Origin of the sequence: Pseudomonas sp. TNT2022 ID642 (assembly GCF_028656995.1) — a bacterium.
GTDB lineage: Bacteria > Pseudomonadota > Gammaproteobacteria > Pseudomonadales > Pseudomonadaceae > Aquipseudomonas.
Window position 1 is genome coordinate 143,014 of the sequence record NZ_JAMDGW010000008.1, and the last position, 26,126, is coordinate 169,139.

The window sequence follows — 26,126 nt, forward strand, 5'->3', positions numbered from 1 at the left end:
TCAACTCCCGGTCGAAGGGCCGATACCCATTGAGGAAGGTCGGAATGAAGTTATCCGATGGATTTGACGCACGCCGCTTGCGGCCCAAAGGCCAAAGCAACTGGCGTTTTCGATTCGGCGCAGCGATCGCAGCCATTCTGGCAACGTTCGGCGTGCTGCTGGCGATGGCCGGGGCGGCCAGCCTGCTCGGGCGCCCGCCGGCGCTCGGTGACTTGAACGCTACGCCGATGGGCTCGGCAATCATTCTGGCGGTCGGTTTGTTGTTTCTGTATTTCGGTGTCGCCCTGTGGCGGCGCTGCCGCCGTCGCGCACGGCAATCGCGGGAATTGAACATGTCCCCGCACCTGATGAAAAAACACGACTGAATCACCGGCCTGGCTTTTTGCCGGGCCGTTTTGTTTCGACTTGGGTAAACTGGCCGCCCTTCGCGGAGGCTGACATGCAAGACGACGATTTTTCCCTGTTCAAAAGTGCGATCCAAGGCGTCAAGCCGATCAAGCACGACCGCGCCGACACCGGCAAACCCAAGGCTGACCGCGCACAGATCGCCAAGCTGCGCCAGTCCGCCACCGTACGCACCGACACCGCTACCGTTGATGGCCTGTCCGATCAGTTTGTGATTGATGTCGGCCCGGAAGACGAGTTGATGTGGTCCCGTGACGGCGTGCAGGAAAGTCAGATGCGCAAGCTCAAGGTCGGCCAGATTCCGTTCGAAGGCAGCCTCGACCTGCACGGAATGAGCGTGGAAAAGGCCCGCGAAACTCTCTGGGCATTTCTCGCCGAAGCGACCAAATTCGAAATCCGCTGCGTGCGCGTCACCCACGGCAAGGCTGTGCGCCTGGACGGCAAGCGGCCGATGATCAAAAGCCACGTCAACACCTGGTTGCGCCAGCATGCCCAAGTGCTGGGTTTCTGCTCGTGTCAGGCCAAACACGGCGGCGCCGGCGCGGTTTACGTGATGCTCAAACGCACCATGATGGAAGGCCGCGACGAATAATCGCGTTACACCGAACTTGCAGGGTTGTGTCCGCCACCGTACCCTTGCCCTTTGCGAAAATCCCCACAGGTAGTTTCATGTCCCTGGAACAGAATTACACCGCCATGTTCAGGGGGGATTACTAAGTGATAAGGGTCAATGAAATCAGCGCCTTAACGTAGATATGAACCATTCGCTTCACTAGAAAACACGGACAGTGGTACGAGATTTGGTACGAGATCTTTATGATCTGCGCCCCGTCACTAAAGCCCCGCATCGGTTGCAACCGTGTGGGGCTTTTTTAGGCTATAACAAATCCCAATATGCCGGTTCAAAGGCAACGAAGAGGGTCCGCCATGGACGATCTATTTTACAGATTTCGGAGTTTGGACCGGTTATTGGGTAAAGATGAACGCCATGGAGAGCTTGAAAAGCTGGAGATTTTCTTTTCACACCCCTCCCAACTAAATGATCCTCTTGAGGGATATAAGGATATCTACTGGGCAGGTGACTCTATCGCATGGACCAATCTTATCAACCACTACATAACCTGCCTATTACAACATATATTCGAACACCTGACCTCCTTAACTTCGCCAGCCCCATTCAACCCATCTATTCTAATCAGAAATCATTCCGACTCCCTACCAAACACAGTCGCCGATATAGTTCGGGCTGCACAACTAAGAGCATATCGCCACCACCAAGTCACCGACTACATAAGCGCAATATCAGACTTCCGAAAAATTCGATTACAAGAACTAACCTTCCATTTAAATGTACTCCATCGAATAATGGTGCATAGCATTTTTTCAGAACTTGAATCATTGCGACTTTCACCTTTCAAGACCTCAGATATTGTAGAGCGATTAGCTGACGACCTCACGACTTGCGGCCACACTGCGGCCGCGATCAAAGCCAGCACAAAATATACATTTGCAGAAACTCTTTATGAAAAGGCGTTGGGATTTAAACTCGCCGCAAAAATAGAACACATGCAAAACAAGCAACAACAGAGATGGTTCTTTTTAATGGTGGAATTTCCAGAGTATTTCAGCATTGCTCTCGAAGAACTAATACACCCAAAGTGGTATACAGCTTGCTTTATGGCAGATTGTACCAACTCATCAGTTTGGGGGTCATATGGATCTAATCACACGGGAGTGTGTTTAATTTATCAAGCCAACTCATCAGACCGAAACCGACCCACGATCAACCTTGAAATCCCTGTAGGTGAAGATCGAGACGGATTAATAACCGGCCTTGTACCGTTAGAACTTCACAAAGTGGATTATGAAAGAAGTTTTGCACAAATCGATTTTTTCAATTCCCTAGGCAGCCTACCAGTTCCAACTTTAAATAAATTTTGGTATACCGATGGCAATGGCAACAAAAGCACATGCGGTGCGGGCGTGGGCAGTTTACAATGGCGCCAATCATATTGGGACGGCGTTATAGAGGCAAACACGACTAAACTTAAGGACTGGGAGTATGAAAAAGAATATCGAGCCATCCTACATCCGTCAGCTTTCGACATTTCAAATGCAGCAGCTAGAAAATGCAGGTACGACTTCAAGTGTCTGAATGGATTAATTTTCGGAATAAAGACCCCAACGCAAGCAAAGCTCAAAATCATTTCCATTATCAGATCGCTATGCTTAAAGCACGAACGGAAGGAATTTAACTTCTACCAGGCAAGGTATAACCCCTCTACAAATAAGATTAGTCATCACAGTATCGATATACCGATTAGGCCCATGTGACCTGACTGGAAGCAGATTTTCGATGATCACTGACCTAGGACTCCCATCCAATGATGGATTGGGTGCAGTAGCCCGCCTTCCCCCCAAACTGATTGGCTAAAGTCTCAAATCATCTGCGCGGCGTAGCAATTTTTAAGCATACGGTATCCAAGCCTCTCTGCTGCGGCCGCATGAGCTAGGCTTTGCGAACCCCTCATTGCCAGGATGGATCGCATGCCAAATAACTCAGCTTCTAATATCGCTACTGCTGACGCCCTGACATTGCTCCTGCACAACCAGCATGCACTGGCGGCAGCAATCGAGGAGGTCGCCGTTTGGCTTTCAGCCAGTGGCGTGGCAGTGGTTGCAGATAACGCTGTGGCGGCTATGGAGACCTTAGACACAAATGCAAAAGCGATCACAGATGCGATTTTGCGGATACGGCAATCCTAATATCGCCTTTGCAGGCAGCAATCGGCCAAAAGCAACATTCCATGAGCGGCAGCTTTCAGCCAATAGTAGACATTGCGGCAAAAGATTTGTGTAGGCTGCGTAAAAGCGTGGCTCGCGCCACTCAGCGTTTGCACGCGCCGAAGAGCTGGATCGGTTTCAGAGGTGTGATCCTCTTTAAAGTGGAATGCGACACGCTAGATTTTGCTACAGCAGCTGAATACACAGCTTACTGCTCATACGCACGTGCTAGGGCCAACGCCGAGTCCAATAGATGCGGCAGCATTCACAATAGATGCAACGGAAGCAGGTTAAGACCAGCGAAGCTGAAGGCGAGCATGCTTTAGTCATCGATCCCCAGCGATGAAAGAAGCCGCCTATCAAGGCGGCTTCTTCATCTTGATGTCTACAGCTTGCACGTCAGTAATGCGGCGCCGAGTCTCAAGACTATTTGGCAGTGTGTAGTGTGCGGCCCAAGGCGCGGATAGCCGCCGCACGTATTGTTAGGCCCTCGCTAGAGTCTTGGACAACTTGTAGCAGAGCGTCTCTAGCGCCGCTGAAACCTCCATACCCAAGACCTTCAGCTGCAGCTACGCGAAGGTCTTCATACTCGCTCTCATCGTGCAGCAAGTTTGCCAACACCTTGACTACTTCATTACTCACCATGGGTTCTCCTTTGGACGTTTAATTTTATGGTGCTGACAGCTTAGCGCGGAGCGAGACAGTGATGGCCACCAACTTCCCTGACCCCCTTCTAGTGCAGACTCAAAATGACGATGAGCGCATTGCAACGTTTTACTAGGCCTAATCCGCTGAAATTCGTAAGGTTTTGTAGCCAGAGGTAGAGGCCATATTTCACTACTTCCCCTACCTCCGCCCGCACAGGTTAATCGTCTCTTGAACTTTCATAGCTTTGAAGGAATGCAGTGTATGAGCCCTTCGCTTCAGAAAGCTTTCCATTCAATTGTTGCAGCTGCTTCCCTAACTTAAATCTTCTTTGCTGTCCTGAACCTCTATTGTCAATTTCAACAACAATTCCTCGGCTTAAGAGGTCAGGCAAGGAGTAATCAATGAATGACTGTCCTCTGTCACCGAGTTTAATTTTAATGACGGATTCACTGATGTGAGTACTGCGCATAAAATAGCGAAGTAGCTTTTCGATATTTACTAAGTTTTCATCAACCTCGGGCGGCAGTATTTCGAGGTCGACATCAATAGGGGTTTCAAATGTTGTGCCTAATGTGGCTAGGAACATGTTGATTGCGTTTGGCTCCCAGATCTCAACGCCTGTGCTTTCAATTCGAATTGAGTCCACGGTGCAGTTTTCGAAATGATTATTGTCGAATACCGTTGATGGGTGAAAGCGGATTTGACCAAAAGTGCAGTTTTCAAACGAGCAGCTTCTGATCATTGTTGCCTCATAGCTGCCTTGCGAAAAGTGGCAGTTCTTGAATGAAACTCCCGCCAATTTGCAGTCGCGCAAGCAATCAATCCCAAATACGATCTCCTCAAACATGGTTCCTTCGGCATCCAATTCGCTTAGAAGTCGGACGATGAGGTTGCCGCAGTTCTCTTTTGTATATGAGGCTTGTCCATCGAGAGCGCTGACTTTAGCGATAAAATTAGCCGCTGCAAGATTTGATAATTCTGTTTCATCTCTTCGTTTCACAGCTCTGATAAAAGACAGCTGCGTATGTTCCGGAAGTATCCCGCGCCGTAGAATGCCGAACGTTTCAGCTACTGCTGATTTGTCCATTGGAGCTACAGCGGCAGCTAGCCCGTCACCTAGGAAAAATTGTCTGAACTCATCATGGTCGAACTGAACTGCAGCAGTTGTATCAGGTGATGAAATCAAAAGCGCGTGGCCTCTGATTCGATCAACAACCTGCTGTGATTGAAGCGCAGTCTTACGTTTGCTTTCACAGAAGTATTCAGCAATCATCTCCAAATGATCTTTCTTGAGGTGCTCCGTACGAGACTCCCACATTCCAATAGCAATTAATGACAGCAACTCACAATGCTCATCAACCGTAAGCAAGTTGGAGCCCATGTCTCCAGAGCGATCAATCCATTTCTCCGTTGCTTCTCTTTCAATGATTCCACGTACAAAAACGGAAAAGAAATCTGAACCTGAAGATTGAATTCGCTCAATAAAGCTTTCTAATGAGTCGCTTCTTCCTGCGATATCTAAAAGTCTTGTTACCAAGACTGGGCGTGTTAATAGCGAGTGATTGGGCCCTAAACGCTCAGCTACTCGGTTGTAAATAGTTTCGCCGTCCGAAATTTTTCTATTGACGCAGTATTCTAGAAATTGCTTTTTGCTCCATCTGTTAATTTCAAGCTTTGAAAAGCCGACATCAAACTGGCTTATGGTGTCATACAGCTTTTCTTGTGATCGTAAATTTTCAAACTCAAAATAAGCTTTTCTCGCGGCAATAACTACTGCGCCAGTAGATTGTAATGCACTGACCAAAATTCCCATTGCAGAGAGTGCTTCACCAGAACTATTTTCAACAAACATCTCTTCGAAGCCATCAAATGCTGGAACAATCACGCCCATTCGCACAAGAGCTAGGAAAGAGTTGTAGTAAAGGAATGGGAAGCGATATTTGTTTTGCAGTGCGCCAACCGTAATGTCGTCGAAGCGTAGAAAATGTCTCCCACCCAAAATAATTGGAACGAGCAACCAATCTGAATCTCCGGAGCTGAATTTCTTTGCCTGCTCACGTGCGGCTTTATTTATTAGTGAGGTTTTCCCTTCGCCTGCATCACTTGTTAAATATAGAACTGTCGTTTCTAGTGGCGATCTGTCACTTAGGGTTGAAAGAATTTCAGTGAGCGCGTTTTCTACTTTAGTTTTGCTTTCATCAGGACTGGCATTAAGAGAAGGCAAAATATCGGCCGCAGGAGCAACAAAATTTTCTTGGATTGGAATCTGTTCGTTAATTCTACTCGCCAATAGTGGCAAATTTGCTAATCGCGTAATGATCCACTTGCTTGCGTGAACAAAACCGGTTCCTTCATCAATATAGATATCGCCGCTTCTCGATGAAATGGCCGCATCAATCACGCTGCCATTAATTGAGAACATGACACGTTGTCTGTCGTAAATAATATCTACGCCAGGGTCAGCAAAAGTCGAGATAATTGATTTGAATGTGTCGATCTGCATGTTAAAGACCTATCTCAATTAGTTTTCGTCCAGCAACGGTTACAGGCTGGCTTCCGATATTAAGCCTTGGGTGCACCCTGACGACCTTGGAGCCGCGTAATAACAAAGTTCTTATTGGAGGTAAGAAGTCGTCATCAGCACTTATGATGATTAAATAGTCGTAACTTTGTGCGGCAAGATATATTAGGTCGCATGTGAGCATCGTATCCACGAGTTTTTGCTCATGCCGGTACACTATATATTTGTCTGAGTGGGCGCATCCATCAGTTGGACAGAAACCTTTTTCTAATAATTTTCGAGCCATAGGTAGCGGGCATGTGGGTGTTGAGCAACCTAAGTTTGCTTGCTTTTCAACTCTTAAATTATTTGGCTTACCTTTTTTTCGATAGGTATTGAATAAGTGATGGCTGGGATCTTCAAGTAGGGAGTATGCGAGCTCCACAGTAACACTAATTCTGCACGTTCCATCTGCGGTAGGCAGATTTAAGATTGCGGGAAAGTCACGCTCAATGTTAACGTAGATATCTTGTGATAGCTTGGTTAAGTCTTCGCCCTCAAACCATCCGCCGTACAGTCTAACTTCGCATGTGCCAAAGGGGGTTTTAAATATTTCTGGCATTTTGATAAGTGCACTGGATATAACCGACATTATTCCAGCGGCTTTTTGTGGCTTATGAAGATTATCGTAGTCTATACAAATCGCCATCTTCATGTTGATGGCTTCTGTGCCAGAGTTTTATTTTGGCTGTTACTTGAATGTCGTGTGGTTTTTTTTGAAAACAACGATATCGACGAAAGTGTCAAATTCATCGAGTTAGACATTTGTACGTGATTTTTTTGGTTCGTCATTAGCCTTCTCGCCTCCATGCTGCCGAGCATTGCGTTCGATGCTAGCACGACAGGTGATCCGTACAAATATTCGCGTAGCGAGAGCCACTGATTTTCCCCAGTCATTAAACCCTCCGCCAAAACCTAAGTCAGGAAAATGTAGGCTTTCGCCTGACCGCCTTTTCCTTATGAATCGTCCTCAGGTGCGCTAAACCTTGTTTAATGAGGCTGGAATCTTCTCCAATTCGCTTCAGAGCATCGCATGCATTCTCCCCAGCAATCTCGTGCCTCTGCTGCTGTGTTAGGTGCACCAATTCCATCAGAGCAGCTTCAAGGGCAAGCTGATATTCGTATATTTTGTCTATGACTACGGTGAGGGAGTATTCACTGGTCATACATTCGACTCCACTCGGAAGGCTGGAAGCATAGCACTGCGAAATTTCAGGTTGAGGTCGGGAAAAGGCAATTTGTTAAATCGATCGATGATGGTCGTCGTAATCTTTGTGGACCGGGGCTTTGACGCATTAAGAGCCAGCCAGCGATCGCTTTCTGCCAGAAGCGGACGTTCTGACATTCCCGGGGAAACCGACAAGGAGAAAGGCGCAATGGATTTCGTTACCGATTTGATAGCTCATCGCATTGGTGCTTTTGTGCTGGGTTTGCTGAGTGGCGGCCACTTCAAGGGTGAGAGTGGTTTTGCCTGGGGCTGGGCAGTTGTCGTCAATGGACTGATTCTGCTGTCTCCATTCGTAGCATCCATAGCTGTGCTCATCTATTCCAGTAGCCCGTGAATCGATGTCTGTAATGGGTCAGAAGCTGCATTTCTCGAGCGGCAGTTCTTGGCTGATAGCGGACGACTTACTACCTACAGTTGATCGTCCACAATTGATCCAAGCGGGTCGTGTAGCTCTGACTCATCATTTCACGCCGCATGGCCCACTCGGGGTTGCTAGGGACGCTCGCCGCTCGCAACGTCCCTCTTCCCCATCTTTCGTTGATCTGATCCAGTACGGCCATGACCTTGGTAGATTCGGTCGGTTGAGAAGCCGCAAACAGATCATCCGTGTATTCGCCCGGCTGACACAGGTTCATCAACAATACCTCCGCCTTGCTATACTTGAAACCAAGGCGATATATCCGGTCCAGCGCATCGACTGCGGCCTTGGTCAGTAGCCGGACGTCATCCGTGGGGTAAGGCATATCGATCACAACACCATTGGCGTACTTCGCCTCCTCAGGATTGAACATTCCGGTGCGGATGCTCACGCGCACCTTCTTGCACAGCGATTTTTGCGCCCTGAGTTTTTCCGAGGCACGCATCATGTACGTCGCCACCGCCTCCTTGATCGGTGCCAGTTCCGTCAGGCGAGTGCCGAACATCCGGCTGCAGCAGATCTCCTGCTTCGGCGGATCCGGTTCATCTAGTTCCAGACAGGGAGTGCCCGCCAGTTCGCGAGCCGTTTTTTCGATCACCACACTGAAGTTTTTGCGCAGTGTCCAAGGGTCAGTCTTGGCCAAATCCATAGCACTTCTGATTCCAATGGTACCCAGGTGCGCTTTCATTCGACGCCCTACACCCCACACCTCTGAGACATCAGTGTTGCGCAGCACCCAGTCACGCTTAGCTGGGTCACAAATATTGACCACACCGCCCGTCTGCGCTTGCAGGCGTTTGGCCGTATGGTTGGCCAGCTTGGCCAGCGTCTTGGTCTGAGCAATACCAACGCCGACTGGAATGCCTGCGCACCTCAGCACCTGACCCCGAATCTGTCGACCTAGGCCGTCCAAATCGCTGATGCCGGTGAGATCGACGAAGGCTTCGTCGATGCTGTATACCTCGACTGCGGGCACCATTGACTCGATCAGCGTCATTACGCGCTCACTCAAGTCACCGTACAGCGCGTAGTTCGAGGAGAACGGAACGATGCCGTGCTGCTTTAGCTTATGTTTGATCTGGAAATAGGGCTCACCCATTTTCACGTATGGCTTGGCATCGTAGCTGCGGGCGATGACGCAACCGTCGTTATTCGATAAGACAACGATGGGGACCTTTGCCAGGTCAGGACGGAACACTCGCTCGCAGCTCGCGTAGAAGCTGTTGCAGTCGATAAGGCCGAACACCGGCACCCGCCTAGACATGACTGCGCACACTACCAATGATCACGCCCCAAATCGCCAGCTCATCGCCTTCCAATACGTAGCGCGGTGGGTACTTGGGGTTTTCGGACAAGAGGATCACTTCTTTTCCACGGATGCACAGCCGCTTGCAAAGCGGATCATTGTTAAGCAGCGCAACAACAATATGCCCGTGCACCGGCTCCAGTGAGCGATCCACTACCGCCAAATCGCCGTCAAAGATCCCCGCACCCTGCATGCTCTCTCCGGCAATTTTCACCAGGTAAACATGCGGGGCGCGAATGTTGAGCACTTCGTCGAGCGAGATGTGGGTTTCGATGTGATCCGCTGCCGGCGAAGGAAAACCTGCCGGCACCCGAAAAAGACAAAGAGGTAATTTCCGACCGGCCACAGCCATAGGGCCTAGGATTGAAAAGCTCATGACGCACGACTTCCGATACTGTACGAATATACAGTTAACGTTGAGAACCGCATTCGGTCAATTTCTGCAGGAAATATCGGATAGACGGGAGGGTGGGAAGTAAAGAAGTGATAACCGGCATCTGTCAGAACAACCCACCCAACGCTATCGGTTCCCAGTTCATGATTACCAGCTCACCACTGACCTCAGCCTTTCCCTGCCGCTGATTGGCTATGTTGTAGCGAATATCCAGAGTCTCAAAGTGAAAGCCTTCGAACACCCGGCGGATGTCTGGGTGGTCGTTGATGCTGACCATCACCTTGCCTTTGCAACGGCGCATGAAATCGGCCATCCGTTCGTAGTTTTCGAACGGAAAGTCCACCCCATAACCTGCGGTCTGCCAGTAAGGCGGATCCATGTAATGGAAGGTATGTGCACGGTCGTAGCGTTCAGCGCATTCAAGCCAGGGGAGGTTTTCGACGTAGGTGCCGGACAGGCGCTGCCACGCGGCCGAGAGGTTCTCCTCGATGCGTAGCAGGTTGATGGCCGGTGCGGTGGTCGCAGTGCCGAATGTCTGACCGGAGACCTTGCCGGCGAAGGCATGGTGCTGCAGGTAGAAGAATCGGGCGGCGCGCTGGATGTCGGTGAGGGTTTCGGGGCGGGTCATTTTCTGCCATTCGAACACCTGCCGCGAGCTGAGTGCCCATTTGAATTGGCGCACAAACTCTTCGAGGTGGTTCTGCACGACGCGGTAAAGCGTGACCAGATCGCCGTTGATGTCGTTGAGGACTTCGACGGGCGATGGCTGGGGCTTCATGAAGTACAGCGCGGCACCGCCGGCAAAGACTTCAACGTAGCATTCGTGTGGCGGAAAAAGCGGAATGAGGCGGTCGGCAAGGCGGCGTTTGCCGCCCATCCAAGGGATGATGGGTGTAGACATAAAAAGCAAGACCTTTACTGTATGGATAAACAGGTGCTAGGCTCGCCGCGCTTTGTGCACGGAGCAAGAGCCTTGGCTGGACTTGCAGGGAGCATCTGCAGGGACGGCGGTCGATCTGGATGTTGACGCATCTGGACCGGCCGCTCTTTTCACTTCGGTGTTGAGACTTCTTTGGCGTATGCCTGGCAGGCCGCGAGGGCAATCAGCCCCCGGTCGCCGTCATCGGTGACGCTGATAATTCGTTGAGCATGCGCTGGGTCAAGTTCGGATCTTGTGGGGCCATGAACCATGCCGCCGGTGGCGGTGGTGGCTGACACCGATCCGTTGCCGGCGCCGGTGGTGGCGTCGAGTAGGACTGACAGGCGCAGATCAGCAGTGGCAAGACGGTCGCGCAGGCGACCTTGATCACGTTGGGCATCACTCAAGGCTCGATAATGGGTTTGTTCACTGGTTGCCAGGCGCTGCTCGAGCGCAAAGCGTTTGTCCTGTTCGGCACGCTGCTGCGCAACCGTGGCCAGGGCCAACTGGTTAAGGGTTTCGGTGTGGAGCCGGGCCTGCTCTGCGAGCTGTTTGCCGTAGCGCCAATCCTGGACTTGCCAAGTAATGGCCGCAGAACCACCGACTAAAACGACCAGCAACACCCCTTTCACCAGCCGATACGGCGCCGGGATCAGTTCGCCGAGACGCATAGCACCGCCCTCGCCCGTCCCCACAACTCCAGCCGATCCTGCAGGCCGTTGAGACCGCCGTTGATCCGGCGGGTGATCGTGTTGAATTCGTTTTGATCGGCCAGCGCGTTCAGCCCATTCACCGACCAAAACCACGCGGCCGACTCGGCAGCCCACTGCGGCAACTCCAGCAGTTCAGGCGTGCGCAGCAATCGCTCGTCACCAAACAACGCCAAGCTGCAGCGCAGGTAGTTGTCGTGGCCAGTGACCTGGATCAGGCCGCGACCGCGATAGCGCTGGCCATCACCATCCGCCGCCGGCGTGTTGCCCAGTTTCGCAGCCAGGTTGCCGGTGTCGTACTTGCTCAGGTACTGATCGCCGCCCAGTTCCCGGACGTATTGCAGCTGGCCCGACTCATGGCCGACTTGCGCCAGGAACGCGGCTTGGCGTTTCGGCGTGTTGATCTGTCGATGGGCCATGGCTGCGTTGAGGGCGGATACAAAAACGCCCGCTTGGCGGCGGGCGTTGGGCATGATGCTTTGCAGCTGTTGTTCAGTGATGGACATTACAAACTCCAGACATAAAAAAACCGCACTCAGGCGGCGATGGGATGCGGCTATTGCTTCTCGATGTTCACCACCTTGAGGGGTGGTTTCGGCCCTTTCTTTTTCTTGCCCTTGGATTTACCGGCTTTGCCGGCATTGCATTCGACCGTGGTCGACCAGCCGGACTGGGTGAACACCTGCTCGACCGAATCCGCCAGGTATTCGCCATCAAGCCCGACCTTGAAACCCTGAGCGAGAATCGGCCGCTCGGCGAAGATGTCAGTCCGTCCTTCCATCTCAAACCGTACGTCGGCGGTCGAGCGGTTGAACGCTGACAGTCGCGCCTTGGCGGCCGCTTCGGCGGCGGTCTTGTTCGGGTAGATATGGCGGTCGGTATGCACCGCCGGCAGGCCGTCCGGGGCGTCGTCGTTGTCGATGGTGACCACCGCCAACTTGCCGTTCTTTTTGTCCTGATGCTTGGTCGCAACCGCCTTGTGTGAATTGCGATCCCCGAGACTGAATTGAAAGCGGCTGACGTCGCGGCGGGGCAGCGTAATCGCGCCGAACGCCTTGCCGCTCGAGGTCTGGCCACCTTGGCGCGGCATCACCAACAACTTGCCGTCGGCCACCTTGGCTGTACAGTCGTACTGCTTGGCCAGCCGGGTGATGAAATTAAAGTCGGACTCGTTGAGCTGGTCGACGCGGGCGACCTTGGTCGACACCGGGCACACCGGCTGCCAGCCATTGCGCGCGGCGACGTCAGCCACGATCTTGGACAGCGGCACGTCTTCCCAGCTTCCGCTACGGATGGTCTTGCCACTGCCACGCATGTCGCTGGCCTTGCCCTTGATCACGATGGTATCGGGTGGGCCTGATACCTCGACCGTGTCCACGGTGTAACTGCCCATTCGCGCCAAGGACGTTTCGGAGTAACCCAAGTAGATCTCGATTGAGCTGCCACGCCGTGGCAATTGCACTTGCCCATCACGGTCGTCGATACGCAACTCAAACTCGTCGGACTCCATGCCCGGCTTGTCCGAGGTACGCAGTAACAACAGCCGATCATTGATCTTGGCCGTGACGTCGGCCCCATCGGCGACGATTCGAAACATCGGTGTCATGGATTTTTTCCAATAAAAACCCGCACAAGGCGGGTCAGAAAAACAATGTGTCGTGAGGTGGCGCGGCACCGGCGAAGGCATCACCCCGGGTCAATCCCATAGGCTCACGCCCTCACTTGTCGGGCTGGGCAGATCCGGCAGGACGATAATCACGCCCGACCGGAACGGCTGAGGTTCATCAGCCAGCCCCTGATTGGCATCGAGCACGGCCTCGACGCTGCCATTCAGATGGCCGTAAACGTTGTTGCAAATGACATCGAGCATGTCGCCATCAGACGTCCTGCATGTCGTCGCCATAACGCTCAAACTCCAAAGTGAACCCCTGTTTGCGAGCAATCCCGCCGTGCAGAAGTGCGGACTGTTCCTCGTTGATGTTTTTCAGACACCACGTCCCGATCACCTCGCCATAGCCCGTGGTCAGGGTCAGCGGTTGCAGCCTGGCCCCGATGGAACGCAGCGTGTCCAGCTGCTTCAATCCGCCTTTGAAGCCCGGATAGATCGTGCCCTTGAGCGTTAACTTTTCATCGCCCATACCGATGGCCTGCTTCGCCGGCCGACGCGTCAACCGCTCCTGAGAAGCCCAGCGGAATTCGGTCGAACGGCTCAGCTCGTCGAAAGCTGCCGTGTCCAGGTTGAAGTAATACGGCTCAATCTTCGGATCGCGCGGCTGAATGATCATCAGATGCGGGAACGGCTTCACCGCCTCCGGCGCCGGCGTGGCCTCCACGGCAAAGGAACTGGTGGGCACGATGTTGGCCAGCGACGGACTGACCTTGCCGGCGACGTTGTTGATCGCCGTGGCCGCCTTGCCCGCCTGTTCCTTCAATGTGCCCAGCCGCTCCTGCACTTCTGCCGCCGCCCGGGTGGCGCGGCCGTACACCGCCGCCACCTGACCGACCTTGGCCTGAGCCGCGTCGACGCCGCGCATCACCCGCTGAAGCTTGGCGCCGATGGCCGGCCCGACGAACGGGATGTTTTCCAGCTCGGACGCGGCGCCGGTCAGTTCCCGGATCGCGCCATTGACCGGGGACAGCATGCCATCCGCGCTACGCCGCCCGGTTTCCGCTGCATCCACCAGATACTTCAGACTTGATTGCATCTGCTCCATGTAAGCCATGAAACCTCCTTAGACATGGGGTTCGTCGTACAGCTTGGCAGCGTTACTCCTCGCCGCGTCCGCCATCATTCGCTGCATGTGCGGCATCAGATCCTGCGCCAAGGTTTGCGGGTCTTTGACATCGCCCTGCACGGTCACCGGCATGTTCAGTGAATACTGAAACTGCTGATCCACCTTGGCCGGCTCCGGCTTCGCCGCCTCCTTGGGCTGGATGGCCATCGCCGCCGACTTGAGCGGCGCCGTCACTGCCATCGAGCGCGCGACATCCCCCAGCACCGGGCCTTGCTGCGCCGCTGACGCCATCATGAGCGGCGTGGTCGGCACCGGCGCCTTTGCCGTTTGCTCGGGCTTTTCATCCTCACCGCCGAACAGCGACTTACCCAACGACCCGCCCAGCGCCGCACCGCCCTGACTGCCCAGGTAAGCACCGATCATGCCGCCGATCGCGGTGCCGATGATCGGCACAACCGAACCAATGGCGGCGCCTGCTGCTGCACCGGCCATGGTGCCGGCTAGGTTGCCGGCAGCCGAACCGTAACCTTCGGCTTTTTCGTCCTTGGTCTTGGCGTTTTGAAAGGTTTCAAGCGCCATCGCGCCGGACTCCAGCAGCGTGCCGCCAGGAATGACCTTGGCCGCCTTGCTGACCTTACCGACCGTTTCTACGACGACGCCGAGCTTGGACAATGCCCCACTTGGAACAGAAGGGACTGATGGCGCTGGGATCGAAACAGGGGGACGCGAAGCCGGAACGGGTGGCCGTGAAACCGGAACAGATGGACGTGAAACCGGAACAGGTGGACGAGGCACAGATCTCGAACTCGGCAACGACCGGCGCCGAGCGCTGCGCCTTGACCCACGTCCACGTCGGCGCGATTCGCCTGACGCATCCACACCGCCACCCATAGCGCCGGCATTGACGACGAAAACCTTCTTGACGCCGTCGTTACCTGCACCACTTTCAGTACCAAGGCCACCGCCTGTTGCCGCGTCCTTCACCCGTGAAACAACATCCAGGCCAGTCGCTACCAGATCAAGTTCTCCGGGGTTTTTATTTGGGGCTTCGCTCCCATTCCTGCCACCGCGCGACCCACGCGCAAGGTTTAGCAGCCCCTTGCCGATCTTTATCGTGCTGAAGATACCTTTTAAGGCGATCAGCCCCGCCCCGACCGTGGCGATACCGGCAACCACCCCGGGCGCGCTATCAGTCAGCGACGTAATGCCTTTAGTAACCTTGGTCAACGACTCGGCCACGGTGTCCGTCACCGGGCGCAGCGCATCACCGATGCTGCGCATGGCGTCATCCATCGACTGAGCCATTTCCGCCCATTTCTGCGATGACGACTCGCGCCGCTCGGCGAGGTTCTTGTCGAGGATCCCGGTCGCGTCACGCGAATCGTTTTTGAGCTGGCTGTACAGCGCCTTGTTCTGCATGTAGGTCGATAGCGCCGCCTTGACCTGCATGTCAGCGAACAGGTCGCCGGTGCGCAGGGACTCTTCCAGCGAGGCCATCATGGCCTTGGCCTTCTCCGGGTCGGCTTCCTTGCTGATTTTTGACGTGGCTTCGGCCATGGCCGCCGCACGCTTCGGATCGGTCGCCTGAATGTATTTCTGAGCCAGCGCCATACTGGTTTCGAGCGTCGACATGCCGTTTTGCAAGCCGGTCTGCATCGACCCCTTGTAATCAATACCGGCTTTTTCGTAGGCCTTGACCGTGTCGGTCGAGCCGATTTTGCCCATCCAGTTTTTCAGGTTGTTGGCCGCTTCGTCCGAACTGCCGGCCTGCTTCATCTGCACCTGTAACATGGCGCCCAGTTGCGTCACCGCATCCAAGCCGGTGATGCCGTTGCTGGCCATGTTGGCCAACAGCTCCGGAAACCACTTGGCCATGTCGGCCGCTTCAAAGCTGCCCGCCTGCCCTTGGTAGGCGATCGCCTCCAGCGCCTGCTGCATCTGCTTGGGGTCGGTGATCTTGGCGTTCTGCCCCAGGGCGTTAATCATCTTCGCCGTGTCGACACCGCTGGATCCCTGCCCCACGACAAACTTGGCCGCGACAGGCGCGTATTCCAGCGCCTTGCTCAGATCCATACCGGCGCCGACCAACTGATTGACCACGTCGGCCACATCGTTGCGCGCCATGCCGGTGTCGCGTGAAGTGTCGATGATCTTGCGCGACATCTCCTGTTCTTGCGGCTTGTTGGCAATGCCGGCCTTGATCGCGATGTCACGCACAATCGCGCCAAAATCAGCGCTGACCTTGGTCGGTACCGCCATGGCACCGACACCGACCACCGCCGCACCGACAGCGCCCTTCATGCCCTTTACGCCAGAATCGATCTGCTGATGCCCCTTGGCTTTCAGCTCGGCTTTGTTGGCCGTCTGCCCCATCGAGCGATAGGCTTTTTCCAGCTTGCCGACCTCGATCCCCTGCTTTTTCAAACTGTCCAGGTTCGAGTTCAAGCGGTTGAGTAATTTGGACGCACCGGCAGCGCCGGTGTCGTGAGCCTTCTTCCATTCTTCGCGCAGGCGGATGGTGTCGCCAATCGTGCGCTGCAGCACGCGCGCTTTGTTGCCTTCAGCCTCAAGGCGCTTGATGCGCCCGGTCACGTCCTTGAACGCGGCGCCGACCGTGGAACTGACGGCGCCGCCGATCACCAGCCCGAGGGCGAGTTTGTTTGCCATATCATGGCCCTCATGTGCCCAGCACTACCGGTGGCGGCTCAATCCGTGAGCCACCACACCATATCCGCGAACGGCATCGACTGGATCTCGGCGGCGGAAAATCCGGTTTCCGCCGCCAGACGTTTCGCCGCCGACTTGATCACGCTGGGGTTAAAGCCCGTCGTAGTTGTCCATGCGAAAATAGCCGGCCTGCAAGCGGTTAAAATCCACCAGCTTCAGCCCCTCCAGATCCGCCACCGAAGCGCCGGACAACGCAGCAAACAACACCAGCTCGCGCTGCTCATCGTCGCTACCCACCTCACGGTTGGCCGCTCGCACGTCGCCCACAGTCGGCGAACGCAAGGCCAGCTTGTCGACGGTCACGCCATTGATTTCACTCGGACACGACAGCGTCACCAGCACCTGATCGGTGGTTAGCGACAACCACGCCGGCATCGAGTCCGAATAATCGGTTTTCGGTACCAAGTGCGAATACGCCGTTTGCACGCGGCGATAATCCGTCAACTTGAGGCCTTCCAGATCCTTCAGTCCGACTTCGGCGAGACCGGCGAACAGCATCAGTTCGCGCTGTTCATCATCGCCGTTGGCAGCACGATCAGCCGCGCGCACTTCACGCACGGTCGGGTTACGCAGGTTCAACGTCTCGACGTCGATGCTATTGGCTTGGCTTGGGCGGGTCAGCGTTACGACGGCACCGACTGCACTGAGCGACAGCCAGGCCGGCAGGGTTTTAGCGATTACTTGAGTCATCTGGATCTATTCCTTACATGCCGAGTGCTTGGCGCACTTCGAGCAGTTGGTCTTTGCCGTCGATCACCTGAATGCCGGCGACCATGTCGATCTCGTACATCAGGCGCCCGTCGATTTCGAGCTTGTAGTACGTGACCGAAACGGCGTGTTTGATCTCGGCCGCATCACCGGCTTTCCAGTCACCGAGATCGACCTCTTTGAGGCGACCGCGCAGGGTGGCAACGACTGCTGTCACAGCGCCCTTTTGGCCCTTGAAGGCACCTCGGAACGTGGCGTTGAACGCCGTGCCGTCGGCCAGGCCGAAGTACTTCAGCGACTCGCGGCGCACGCCCTTGGTGACAAACGAGGCTTCCATTTTCTCAAGCCCCTGATCCATCTCGATGGGGCCGGCCATGCCGCCCCCACGATATTCGTCGGTCTTGGTGGTCAGTTTGGGCAGCGTCAGGCTGGGTACGTCTCCGGAGAAGTTCACGCCGTCGACGAACAGGTTGGTGTTGAACAAGGTTTGAGGAATCATTTGCTACGCCCCCTTAGGCTGCTTCAAGCACTTCGGTCATCCATTGATCGGTGACTTCGAAAAGGAAATTCGGGTTTTCTGCAGGCGGAACGTCGGTGAAACGGATGCGCCAATACACCTTGCCCTGGGCGATCTGGCTGGCCGTGTTCAGTTCGGTGTCGGCGAACACTTCAAAGTTGATGATCGCGCCCTGGGCTTTCAGGTCGCGCATGAATGCATCCAGACCGTTGGTGACATCGGTCACGTAGGTCTTGGTGATCGAGCGGTCAACCGCCCACTTGTGCCCGGCCTGCACCGCGTCCATGAGGATGAACAGCGTGCGAACGCGGGTAACGAACGCCCACTTCGGATCGCTCGACAGCGTGCGGTTGCCCCACAGGCGGTAACCGTCGTCGCGAATGATCGTGGTGATATTGGCGTTGTTGAGCAGGTTGGCCCGGCAGGTCTCGTCGCCGTCCAGGTACTCGACCGCGCGGCCGGTACCGGTGATGCCGGTCAATTCCTTGTTCGATGGCGAAGCCCAGAAGCCGTATTCAGCATCCGTCCACGCAAACAGGCCTGCAGCCCAAGCCGAGCCGGGCGCGTCGACCGTAGCGCTGGTGACGGTGTCCCAATACTTGACGCCCGGGTCGACCATGAACAGGTTGCGACTGCCGAAGTTCTCGGCGTAGGCAATAGCGGCCTCGTCGGTCGTACCCGGGCCGTCGATGATGCCGATGGCGCGCAGCTTCTGCGCCACGCTGTCGAGCGCCGTAGCCACCGCCTGAGTCGCGGTGTGGCCCGGGGCGATCAACAATCGCGGCTGAGCGTTGAACAGGCTTTTACCGTCGAGCAGCGCCTGCAGGCCGGTACGCTGACCCGAGACCAGTTCACCGCCAATGATCGCCGAGGTTTGCAGCGCCGCGTCTTCCAGCTTGGGCACGCCGATGGCGACGATCACCGCCTTGGCTTTGACGTAGATCGCCTTACACGCCTTGGTGATTGCCGAATCGGCGCCGAAGGCGGCAATGGCCTCGCGCTCGGTAGTGATCAGCTTCAGTTCGCCGGCTTTCGCCGTGCCGCCGCCGAGAACGCCCGGGGTGAAGGTGTCGCACAGACCGATAATCGACGACGAGGGCAGCGAGATGGTGCGCGCGCCGGTGTCGACCGAGGTGGTCGTGACGCCGTGGAAAAAACTCATAAGGGTCAGTCTCCAGAAACGAAAAAGCCCCGCATAAGCGAGGCTGTGAGGGTGTTCGTGTTACGCGTAACGGAAAAGAAAACGCCCCGTCAGTGCGGGGCGTTTAGTTGGGTTGTGCTGCCAGCCAGGTCGGCGCCGGCGGCCGGTGTTCGGCGAGAGGGAATTGATCCCCTTGCGGCCAGTCGCGCAACTGCCGGCGGTACGCCTGCAACTCCGCGTACTGGTCGGCCGTGAGCGAGGTTGCGCCGCCCTCCTCGATCTCGTCACGGTGACGGGAAACCAGCGGATCCGTCAGCGCCAATTGCGCATCACGCCAGGCGCGCTCAACAGCAGTCTGCGCCTCGGCATCCAATGCCGGCGGATCAATCAGCATCGGCTGACCGTCAGGCCGGGACGACATCATCTTTGGACTGGTCGACAGCTCATTGAGCAGCGACAGCCAAACACTTTCCGGCACCTCGACCACGTCCGAAGGCATGTCCGCGCCATGAATTTCAGGGCGGTAAGCCCCACACGTGGACGGACTGAAAAACACAACTTTGTTCATCTTCAATACCCTATCGCTCGCCACCAAACCGTCCAGCCTGCCTGGGCAGCACCCGCCTGATTTTGCACTCGTACCGTGCAACCTGTTGTAGTCACGGTCGACCCCATGAGCGCATGCATCAAACACAGCGAGCCGACGTGCACCGGCGCGATGTTTCGCAGCCCGTTGGGGAATGGGATCGGAAATGTGATGTAAACGTACCCGTTCGCATCCGTCTGGCCTGAACCCCACTGTTCGATCGCTCCCGATGGCAATCGCTGATAACCATTGCCCCCCATGCCCGCCGCGATGTAGTTGGCGAACTCGGGCGCATATTTCAGGGCAGACATGCCGTCTTCAACGACCCACTGCCCATTGCCTGCAGTGATCACGATGGTAGACAGGGACTGAAGTGTTACAGAAGTCAGGGAATTAACGGACATCGCACTAATTACATCTGTGCCCTGCCGAACAATATTGACCACGCCCGGCGTGGTGTTGAACATGAAAAAATTGGTGCCGGTGGGCACCGAATTAACAGGCGGCAAGGTCAACGTCCCTGACGCTGAAAGAACGATGCGATGGCCAGCGGCCGCAACACTCAATGTCGCCGGCAACGCCGCGATATCGACACGCCCGGCAAAATTCCCCTGCGCACGCTGCACAAACTCAGCCGTAGCCAGCGCCTTGCTGTTGTCGAACTGAGGCCGGGTCGCGAAGTTTGGCCCGGCCATGACGCCAGCAAAGGCGAGCGCCGCCGTGCCACCAATCAGCCGCCACTGGTCTTGCAGGCGGATGAACTCAGCCGTGTCGCCCAGGGCCAACACCAGCGGGCCGGCCACGCCGGTCGAGGTGTACACCACGTCAGTACCGGCCGGGACGATTTTAAGACCGCCATTGCCGGCACAAACAAGCGTAATGGTTGCAGCCTGCGCGACACCTGCCGTCGGCGGCAAAGTGGCCTGAAGCTGCGCAGCAGCGGAAAAGCTGTGAAGGCCACCGACGTGCGCTGCCGTCAAAGCCAAGTTTGCAGCGTTCGTGGAGAAGCCCGAGAACTCGACACCACTACGCTTTACAAACTCCGCCGTAGCGATCGACTTGCTGCCGTCGAATTGCGCCGGCGTCGGGGCCGTGGGATTGCCGGCAAAGCTTGGCGACAGCAGCCGGGCAAAGCCGTCTGTAATGTCCTTGAACGTGAGCGCCGTGGTGCCCACGACAATCGGGCCATCGGTCACCAGTTGCCAGATCGTGTCGGCCTGCGTCGCACCCACCTCGACCGCTACCGTCAGATTCGGCGTGACCTTCGCGTTATTGTCGGCATCCTTGGCCCGCGCCCAGGCACCCACAGCCACCACATACGGGCCGTTATCCTTCGCGGCCGCCTGATTCTTCACCAGCACGCGATCGCCGGCATTCAGCGAAACACCGTCCACGACCTGCAAACCGACCAGGGCGATATTGGCCGTGGTCGCCGCGCGCACTGACTGCTTGATGTCGAGCTTGCTCAGCTCTTCCAGAATGCGCGAATCAACATACTCACGCGTCGCCAGTACCACCGACGGGTCGATCTTGAGGCTGATTTGCGCCGTGCTGGAAACGATCAGGTTCATCCGCACCACTTGCGTACGACCCGATCCCTGTGACAGAACCGGCTTGAAACTCGGCGCACAGTTGGCCACCGCCACCAGATCACCGTCAGCATCGTACAGCCCGACCTCACGAATCCAGCGCCCGCCCTCGTCGGCCGGAATGACTTGCTCGGCAATGATCACCGCCGGGTTGACCGGATCGATGCGCAACTGATTCAGCGGCCGGCGGCGCCATTCGTTGATCAGTTTGGTTTGCTTGGCATTGGGCTGCGGATCGGTTTCGTTGGCATCACCCAAGCCCATTTCCGTGATATTCCAGGGCACGCCCAGCACATTGGCATTCGCCAGCTTGGCCGCCCCCACGTCCGTCAGGATCGCGAAAAACTTTGAGTTCGCATCAATCATTTAATAAATGTCCATGATGTCTATGGAGTGTTCACGGCTGACCACGCCGAAGCTGCCGGTTATCTCGATGTCCTGCATTTCCGGCGGGAATATGTCGAGTTCATCGCCGTCGTAGAGCGTCACACCCACATTCAAATTGCCCTGTGTTTCCAGGCTGATCGCCAGCCCGATCATGTGCCGGGTGACGGGCTTGGCGTCGTCAATCAGGCGTTCAAGCTCCTGATACATTTCCTCGGTGATACCGGTATCGAGAACGCCAATCTTCAGCGCGAAGGTGCCCGGCACCCCTTCGGGCACGGTCTTGAACCACTCGACAATCTCGATCAGATAGCCCAGCGGCTCGACCACACGACGTATCGCGCCGATCGTGCCCTTGTGCTTGTGGATGTAGAAAGACGCCTTGATGGCCGCGCGCTTGGTCGCCTCAGACCATCGGTAGTCCCAGCGATCGACCGACCACGCCCACGCCAGATGCGGCAGCAGATGCACCGGACAGGTGTCGGGGTTGTAGAGGTCGCGCAGTGGGACAATCGTCTTTTCGAAAAACGCGGCCTCCATGGCCCGTTCCAGTTGCGTGCTATTGAGCGGCAGTAGACTTTTCATATCAGCCCGCCAGCCTCACGTTGTAGCGCGTGCAGAACGCCGCTTGAGCCTTGGTCGGGGCCAGATCCTGCCACCCGACCAACTCAACCCGGGCAACGCCGGCAACGTGCAACTGAGCGTCAATAGCGGAGCGTGCGACCTCGACGCCCAGCCGCTTGCGTGGATTGATCCAACCGGCCAATCGGCTTTTCGCTTCGGCCAAACTGGCATCCGCTTCCGGGCCGGCGCCGGCCATATGCAAGATGGCGTCAATCTCGTAGCGGATCACCTGCGCGCTCTGCACGGTCACACGATCACCGACCGGGCGCACGTCATCGTCATCCAGCGCAGCGGCCACCGTCGCCAGCAGCTCCGGCGGCGCTTCACCCTCCCCATCAAACCCCAGCACCGTTACCGTAACGTAGCAAGGCGCCGGGCTTTCGGCCGTGGCGTCTGCCACCAGCCCAGAAGCGTTACGCGCATGCAGGATGTAGCTGTTGCGCGGGCCGGCCGTGGTCAAACCCTCATAGGCCAACTGGATGCGTTCGCGAAACGGGTCGTCGTCTTCCATGACCTTGGGCACCGGCGGCACTGCCAGCAGATCCTCGGCCTGAATGACCAGGCGCTGCAGATTGACGTTGGCCCCCAAGTGATCGAGGTCGCCGCGAATGGCGTGGGCCAGCAATAGCGCCTTGCCGGCGTCATTGACCCGGGCGCGGTTGCTGACCTTGTTGTAAGCCCCGACCTCAAGCACTTTGACCACTGGATCGCTTTCCAGCGCGGCCGTCCAGTTGCCCCCCATGTACCCGCGAAAGACGCCTAAACCGTCCTGATAAACCTCTTCGAAGTCCAGAGGCTCCAGCACGGTCGGCGCCGGTAGCGACGACAGATCAACGGTACTCATGCAGCCACCTCCAACGTGACGTCGTCGCCCAGGTACTTCCCGACGATTTGCAGATTGATTTGCCCACCAATGACGGAAAGGACACGCACCTGGTCGAGATTCAAACGTGGCTCCCAGCGCCCCAAAGCGCGGGCGACCTCAGCCTGTACGGCGCTTTTCCAGCCCTCGTTAACGGGCAAATCGACAAACCGCCGCAGCTTGCTGCCGTACTCCATGCGGTGCCGGCGACTGCCCAGCGGCGTGCTCAAGATGTCGGCAATGGATTGCCGCAGGTGCTCGATGCCGGATATGGGTAGGCCGGTCTGGCGATCCATTCCGATCATCGATGTCACTCCTTGAACGGCTCGTATTCTTCGCTGGCTTTCAGGAACTTGACCGCCTCGATGTCGGAGGCCGGCACCATGACCGTCGCCTTCTCCACCGGATAGGAACGGTCAGTGCCGGGGACGATCAACAGTCGCGACGTGTAGAGCTTGTCGCGGTATTTCAAGAGTTCGAGCGATGAGAACGGTGAGGATGCAATTGCCAGCTCCGAGGACGCTTGCACCTCGGTGACGGTATCGATCTTGGCCATGTATTTCTCCAGGCATGAAAAAGCCCGCACTGGGCGGGCTGTCGTGAATGAATTAATGCGTGTGGTGATTACTGTTTCCGGTGGCGTCAATGATCGCGCCGGCGCTGGTGATGCCTTTGGTGACGTGTAACGCCCCTTCGATCATCACCGCCGCTTTCAGATTGATGTTGCCGGTGGTCACGCTCACGGCGCTATCAGTTACAACCGCTTCCGTGCTCGCCACTTTGATGCTGACCGTACCGCTCGGTAGGGTGATGCTGTATGTCTTGGCCTGCCAGTCATAGATGAGCGAGCCGCCGTCATCAAAACGCCATACCTCGACGTGGTCGCGGTTGTCTGGCGGGGGACCAGCGTTGCCATACAGTCCCGGGACAAACGTGCCTTGCGACACGTCACCGCTGGGACTGATCAAACTGCCCTGCTCGCCCAAAGACGGTGCCCGCCAGTGCCTGGCCTTGCCCGCTGCGATGCTGTGCCAGCGCACCCAAGCGCTGACCCATTCACTGCCGTCCGACACTCGACATACCGGCGGTGAAGCGGACAGATCCACCGCGACCACGTAGCAAGCCTTTACCGTCCCCGCGATCATGCGGTCATGCTGGGCGCTCGCGTAACTCACGGCAGATCCTCTGGCCTGAATGGTCCGTCACCCGGCTCAACGTCAAACACCAACGTCCCCGGTGGCTGATCCGGCCAGGGCCAGCAGGTTTCACCAAGGTAGATCTGCTGTGTCCATTCCACGACCCAGACCGTGTAGCCGTCCAGTTCGGGTTTGGTCCAGTCCTGCATGGCCTGAACGAACTCGGCTGGCTCGACCTCTACGCCCCAAGACTGCGCCCGTAGTAGAACGGCCAACTGACCCGCCAAAAACACTGCTTGCTGATGATGGTCGGGCTGGATCGGATCGGTGATCACCCGCGCCTCAAACTTGCAGGCCAAGCAGGTTTCTCCCGTCCCCGGATCAACGCCCGGCTCCATTTCTGCCAGTTCCACCAGCACCGCCGGCAAGGCGATGCGATCATCAATGTTGGGCCAGACCGCGACCGTCTGAACGCCCGGCAAATGATCATGAAGATGTCGTTCGATGGCTCGATACAGCTGCTCAAGGCTGAATGGTTCGTCGACTGAATCCATCACGTCATTTCCCCTTCAAGTACTTCTGCACTTCAAAATTGAGTTCCTGCTGCAGGACATGCACCAGGTGTTCGTCTGCTTTACGCACCCAGCTATCGAAGTGCGGTCGGGCTTGCTCCAGCGACACCTTGGCCTTGGCCAGCGGGAAGCGGTTGTCATGTTCGGCAATCCAGCCCGAACTCGCGCCGCCGGCTGCACTGACATCGCTATCGGGGTAATCCGAAGATTTGAAATGCTTGCTGCCGACGCGAATCCAGACATCTGCGCTGCTCCCATAGACTCGCTTGTGGAACGCGCCCTGGAAGCGTCGCCCCGCGACTGACACACCGGATCGGGTTTGCCGTGCCCGGCCTATGCGGCTGGCTTCCATGGCGTTGAGGCCGAACCACAATTTGCCGCTGTTCGCGCCGCCGCTGACCGGGTAGGCCCGCAGACGTTGTCGTACAGCGGCGACCGCAATGCGTTCCTGCCGGCCGACGGCGCGAGCGATGTGGGTGGCAAGCCAGCGCAAGGCTTTATTGATCGCGCGACGCTGGGCATTGGATGCTGCTTTCGGCACCAGGGCGGCAAAGTCCTGAAAGGCTTTCAAGTCTGCCGCCGAGGTTTGCAGCGAGATCATCCCGCCACTGGCTGAGGGTTTGAAATAGCTGCCGACGCTCATGCTTTAGCCCTCAAAAGCAATGCCACCCAGCCGGAACCATCTGGCTCCAGCTTGACCAGATCGTACTGGCCTCCCCCGTCCTGCTTTGCCAGATCTACTACGACCAGTTGCCCCGGCTCAACACCCGTCGCATCGACGACTCGAATCTCAAATTGAGGCTCGCGCAATGCGGTGTTGATCCGCCCCATGCGCGGCTGCAGCCATGGCGCGGAAAAGAAACCGGCGATCTCTCGACCGCCGACCGTTGCCATGTCGCCCAAGCCATCCAGCACCAGGGCGTCCATGTCATCGCTCAATTCGCGAAAGCCCATCACTCACCGCCGCTGTCGTCGTCCCCATTGGCAACGCCGGATTGTTGGCGCAGCAGTTCTTGTGCTCTGGGATCCTTGAGTGGAGCGATACGCCCCTCGGCGAGTAACGCTTCCTCAACCCCTTTACTTGATGGACTGTAAGGCTCGCCCTTCACAACAACGACACGACCATCCTGCACGCAACCGTCGATCACCAGAAAATCGGCTTTCTTGGCCATG

General features: G+C 56.4%; 32 protein-coding genes. 5 read left to right on the forward strand and 27 right to left on the reverse strand.

What is annotated here, in order from left to right; translation table 11 throughout:
- Positions 1-44: 44 nt before the first annotated feature.
- From M5G26_RS10325 to M5G26_RS10340, 4 genes are all read left to right on the forward strand, one after another.
- Complete coding sequence (locus tag M5G26_RS10325) at positions 45-365, forward strand: hypothetical protein (RefSeq protein WP_007914024.1); 321 nt, start codon at positions 45-47, stop codon at positions 363-365.
- A gap of 74 nt (positions 366-439) precedes the next feature.
- Positions 440-997, forward strand: a complete 558-nt coding sequence (locus M5G26_RS10330) for a Smr/MutS family protein (RefSeq protein WP_038366959.1) — start codon at positions 440-442, stop codon at positions 995-997.
- Between the two features lie 335 nt (positions 998-1,332).
- Complete coding sequence (locus tag M5G26_RS10335; protein WP_273915234.1) at positions 1,333-2,739, forward strand: DUF2971 domain-containing protein; 1,407 nt, start codon at positions 1,333-1,335, stop codon at positions 2,737-2,739.
- 213 nt (positions 2,740-2,952) lie between these two features.
- A complete protein-coding gene (locus M5G26_RS10340; RefSeq protein ID WP_273915235.1) occupies positions 2,953-3,171 on the forward strand; it encodes a hypothetical protein in 219 nt (72 codons plus the stop codon).
- Positions 3,172-3,615: 444 nt separating this feature from the next.
- Here M5G26_RS10340 and M5G26_RS29510 read toward each other — a convergent pair whose 3' ends face one another.
- The 4 genes from M5G26_RS29510 to M5G26_RS10355 all read right to left on the reverse strand — a co-directional run bounded on the left by M5G26_RS29510 (position 3,616) and on the right by M5G26_RS10355 (position 7,563).
- Positions 3,616-3,834: a HEAT repeat domain-containing protein gene (locus M5G26_RS29510; protein WP_443218380.1), complete on the reverse strand. Its 219-nt coding sequence runs from the start codon at positions 3,832-3,834 to the stop codon at positions 3,616-3,618.
- 220 nt (positions 3,835-4,054) lie between these two features.
- Positions 4,055-6,340, reverse strand: a complete 2,286-nt coding sequence (locus M5G26_RS10345; RefSeq protein ID WP_273915236.1) for a pentapeptide repeat-containing protein — start codon at positions 6,338-6,340, stop codon at positions 4,055-4,057.
- A 1-nt stretch (position 6,341) separates the two neighbouring features.
- Entirely contained in the window at positions 6,342-7,052 is a 711-nt protein-coding gene (locus M5G26_RS10350) for an NYN domain-containing protein (protein ID WP_273915238.1), read from the reverse strand.
- 265 nt (positions 7,053-7,317) lie between these two features.
- On the reverse strand, positions 7,318-7,563 hold the full coding sequence (locus tag M5G26_RS10355; RefSeq protein WP_273915239.1) for a hypothetical protein: 246 nt from the start codon (positions 7,561-7,563) through the stop codon (positions 7,318-7,320).
- Between the two features lie 210 nt (positions 7,564-7,773).
- Between M5G26_RS10355 and M5G26_RS10360 the strand changes: the two genes are divergently transcribed.
- Positions 7,774-7,959, forward strand: a complete 186-nt coding sequence (locus M5G26_RS10360) for a hypothetical protein (RefSeq protein ID WP_273915240.1) — start codon at positions 7,774-7,776, stop codon at positions 7,957-7,959.
- Positions 7,960-8,029: 70 nt separating this feature from the next.
- Here M5G26_RS10360 and umuC read toward each other — a convergent pair whose 3' ends face one another.
- From umuC to M5G26_RS10480, 23 genes are all read right to left on the reverse strand, one after another.
- Entirely contained in the window at positions 8,030-9,307 is a 1,278-nt protein-coding gene (gene umuC, locus M5G26_RS10365) for a translesion error-prone DNA polymerase V subunit UmuC (RefSeq protein WP_273915242.1), read from the reverse strand.
- Complete coding sequence (locus M5G26_RS10370; RefSeq protein WP_273915243.1) at positions 9,300-9,725, reverse strand: LexA family protein; 426 nt, start codon at positions 9,723-9,725, stop codon at positions 9,300-9,302. Before M5G26_RS10370 ends, umuC begins: the two co-directional genes overlap by 8 nt.
- A 124-nt stretch (positions 9,726-9,849) precedes the next feature.
- On the reverse strand, positions 9,850-10,644 hold the full coding sequence (locus tag M5G26_RS10375; RefSeq protein WP_273915244.1) for a DNA adenine methylase: 795 nt from the start codon (positions 10,642-10,644) through the stop codon (positions 9,850-9,852).
- A gap of 149 nt (positions 10,645-10,793) precedes the next feature.
- Positions 10,794-11,333, reverse strand: a complete 540-nt coding sequence (locus tag M5G26_RS10380) for a lysis system i-spanin subunit Rz (protein WP_273915245.1) — start codon at positions 11,331-11,333, stop codon at positions 10,794-10,796.
- Positions 11,315-11,878, reverse strand: coding sequence for a glycoside hydrolase family 19 protein (locus tag M5G26_RS10385; protein WP_123377008.1), 564 nt, complete (start codon positions 11,876-11,878; stop codon positions 11,315-11,317). Before M5G26_RS10385 ends, M5G26_RS10380 begins: the two co-directional genes overlap by 19 nt.
- Positions 11,879-11,928: 50 nt before the next feature.
- Positions 11,929-12,978, reverse strand: a complete 1,050-nt coding sequence (locus M5G26_RS10390) for a phage late control D family protein (RefSeq protein ID WP_273915246.1) — start codon at positions 12,976-12,978, stop codon at positions 11,929-11,931.
- Positions 12,979-13,068: 90 nt separating this feature from the next.
- On the reverse strand, positions 13,069-13,275 hold the full coding sequence (locus M5G26_RS10395; protein WP_064596196.1) for a tail protein X: 207 nt from the start codon (positions 13,273-13,275) through the stop codon (positions 13,069-13,071).
- Positions 13,250-14,095, reverse strand: coding sequence for a phage tail protein (locus tag M5G26_RS10400; protein ID WP_273915247.1), 846 nt, complete (start codon positions 14,093-14,095; stop codon positions 13,250-13,252). The genes M5G26_RS10395 and M5G26_RS10400 overlap by 26 nt, the downstream gene beginning before the upstream one ends.
- A gap of 9 nt (positions 14,096-14,104) precedes the next feature.
- Positions 14,105-16,774 (reverse strand): phage tail tape measure protein, encoded by a 2,670-nt coding sequence (locus M5G26_RS10405; protein WP_273915248.1) that lies wholly within the window; start codon positions 16,772-16,774, stop codon positions 14,105-14,107.
- Positions 16,775-16,924: 150 nt separating this feature from the next.
- Positions 16,925-17,524, reverse strand: coding sequence for a phage tail assembly protein (locus M5G26_RS29515; protein WP_443218381.1), 600 nt, complete (start codon positions 17,522-17,524; stop codon positions 16,925-16,927).
- A gap of 13 nt (positions 17,525-17,537) precedes the next feature.
- Positions 17,538-18,041 carry a phage major tail tube protein gene (locus tag M5G26_RS10420; protein ID WP_273915249.1) on the reverse strand — a complete coding sequence of 168 codons (504 nt, stop codon included), beginning with the start codon at positions 18,039-18,041 and terminating at the stop codon, positions 17,538-17,540.
- Positions 18,042-18,054: 13 nt separating this feature from the next.
- Positions 18,055-19,221 carry a phage tail sheath subtilisin-like domain-containing protein gene (locus M5G26_RS10425; protein WP_150775372.1) on the reverse strand — a complete coding sequence of 389 codons (1,167 nt, stop codon included), beginning with the start codon at positions 19,219-19,221 and terminating at the stop codon, positions 18,055-18,057.
- Positions 19,222-19,324: 103 nt separating this feature from the next.
- Positions 19,325-19,768 carry a hypothetical protein gene (locus tag M5G26_RS10430; protein WP_273915250.1) on the reverse strand — a complete coding sequence of 148 codons (444 nt, stop codon included), beginning with the start codon at positions 19,766-19,768 and terminating at the stop codon, positions 19,325-19,327.
- 2 nt (positions 19,769-19,770) lie between these two features.
- Positions 19,771-21,741, reverse strand: coding sequence for a phage tail protein (locus M5G26_RS10435; protein WP_273915251.1), 1,971 nt, complete (start codon positions 21,739-21,741; stop codon positions 19,771-19,773).
- The gene (locus M5G26_RS10440) at positions 21,742-22,344 is read right to left on the reverse strand and encodes a phage tail protein I (RefSeq protein ID WP_273915252.1); all 603 of its coding nucleotides are present in this window, start codon (positions 22,342-22,344) and stop codon (positions 21,742-21,744) included. It lies immediately after the preceding gene.
- A 1-nt stretch (position 22,345) separates the two neighbouring features.
- Positions 22,346-23,227, reverse strand: coding sequence for a baseplate assembly protein (locus M5G26_RS10445; protein ID WP_273915253.1), 882 nt, complete (start codon positions 23,225-23,227; stop codon positions 22,346-22,348).
- Complete coding sequence (locus tag M5G26_RS10450; RefSeq protein ID WP_273915254.1) at positions 23,224-23,550, reverse strand: GPW/gp25 family protein; 327 nt, start codon at positions 23,548-23,550, stop codon at positions 23,224-23,226. Before M5G26_RS10450 ends, M5G26_RS10445 begins: the two co-directional genes overlap by 4 nt.
- 5 nt (positions 23,551-23,555) lie before the next feature.
- Positions 23,556-23,801, reverse strand: coding sequence for a hypothetical protein (locus M5G26_RS10455; protein ID WP_273915255.1), 246 nt, complete (start codon positions 23,799-23,801; stop codon positions 23,556-23,558).
- Positions 23,802-23,853: 52 nt separating this feature from the next.
- Positions 23,854-24,420 carry a phage baseplate assembly protein V gene (locus M5G26_RS10460; protein WP_273915256.1) on the reverse strand — a complete coding sequence of 189 codons (567 nt, stop codon included), beginning with the start codon at positions 24,418-24,420 and terminating at the stop codon, positions 23,854-23,856.
- Positions 24,417-24,935 carry a hypothetical protein gene (locus M5G26_RS10465; RefSeq protein ID WP_273915257.1) on the reverse strand — a complete coding sequence of 173 codons (519 nt, stop codon included), beginning with the start codon at positions 24,933-24,935 and terminating at the stop codon, positions 24,417-24,419. Before M5G26_RS10465 ends, M5G26_RS10460 begins: the two co-directional genes overlap by 4 nt.
- 4 nt (positions 24,936-24,939) lie before the next feature.
- Positions 24,940-25,596, reverse strand: a complete 657-nt coding sequence (locus M5G26_RS10470; RefSeq protein WP_273915258.1) for a hypothetical protein — start codon at positions 25,594-25,596, stop codon at positions 24,940-24,942.
- Positions 25,593-25,907 (reverse strand): head-tail joining protein, encoded by a 315-nt coding sequence (locus M5G26_RS10475; protein WP_273915259.1) that lies wholly within the window; start codon positions 25,905-25,907, stop codon positions 25,593-25,595. Before M5G26_RS10475 ends, M5G26_RS10470 begins: the two co-directional genes overlap by 4 nt.
- Entirely contained in the window at positions 25,907-26,125 is a 219-nt protein-coding gene (locus M5G26_RS10480; protein WP_273915260.1) for a hypothetical protein, read from the reverse strand. Before M5G26_RS10480 ends, M5G26_RS10475 begins: the two co-directional genes overlap by 1 nt.
- Position 26,126 lies beyond the last annotated feature (1 nt).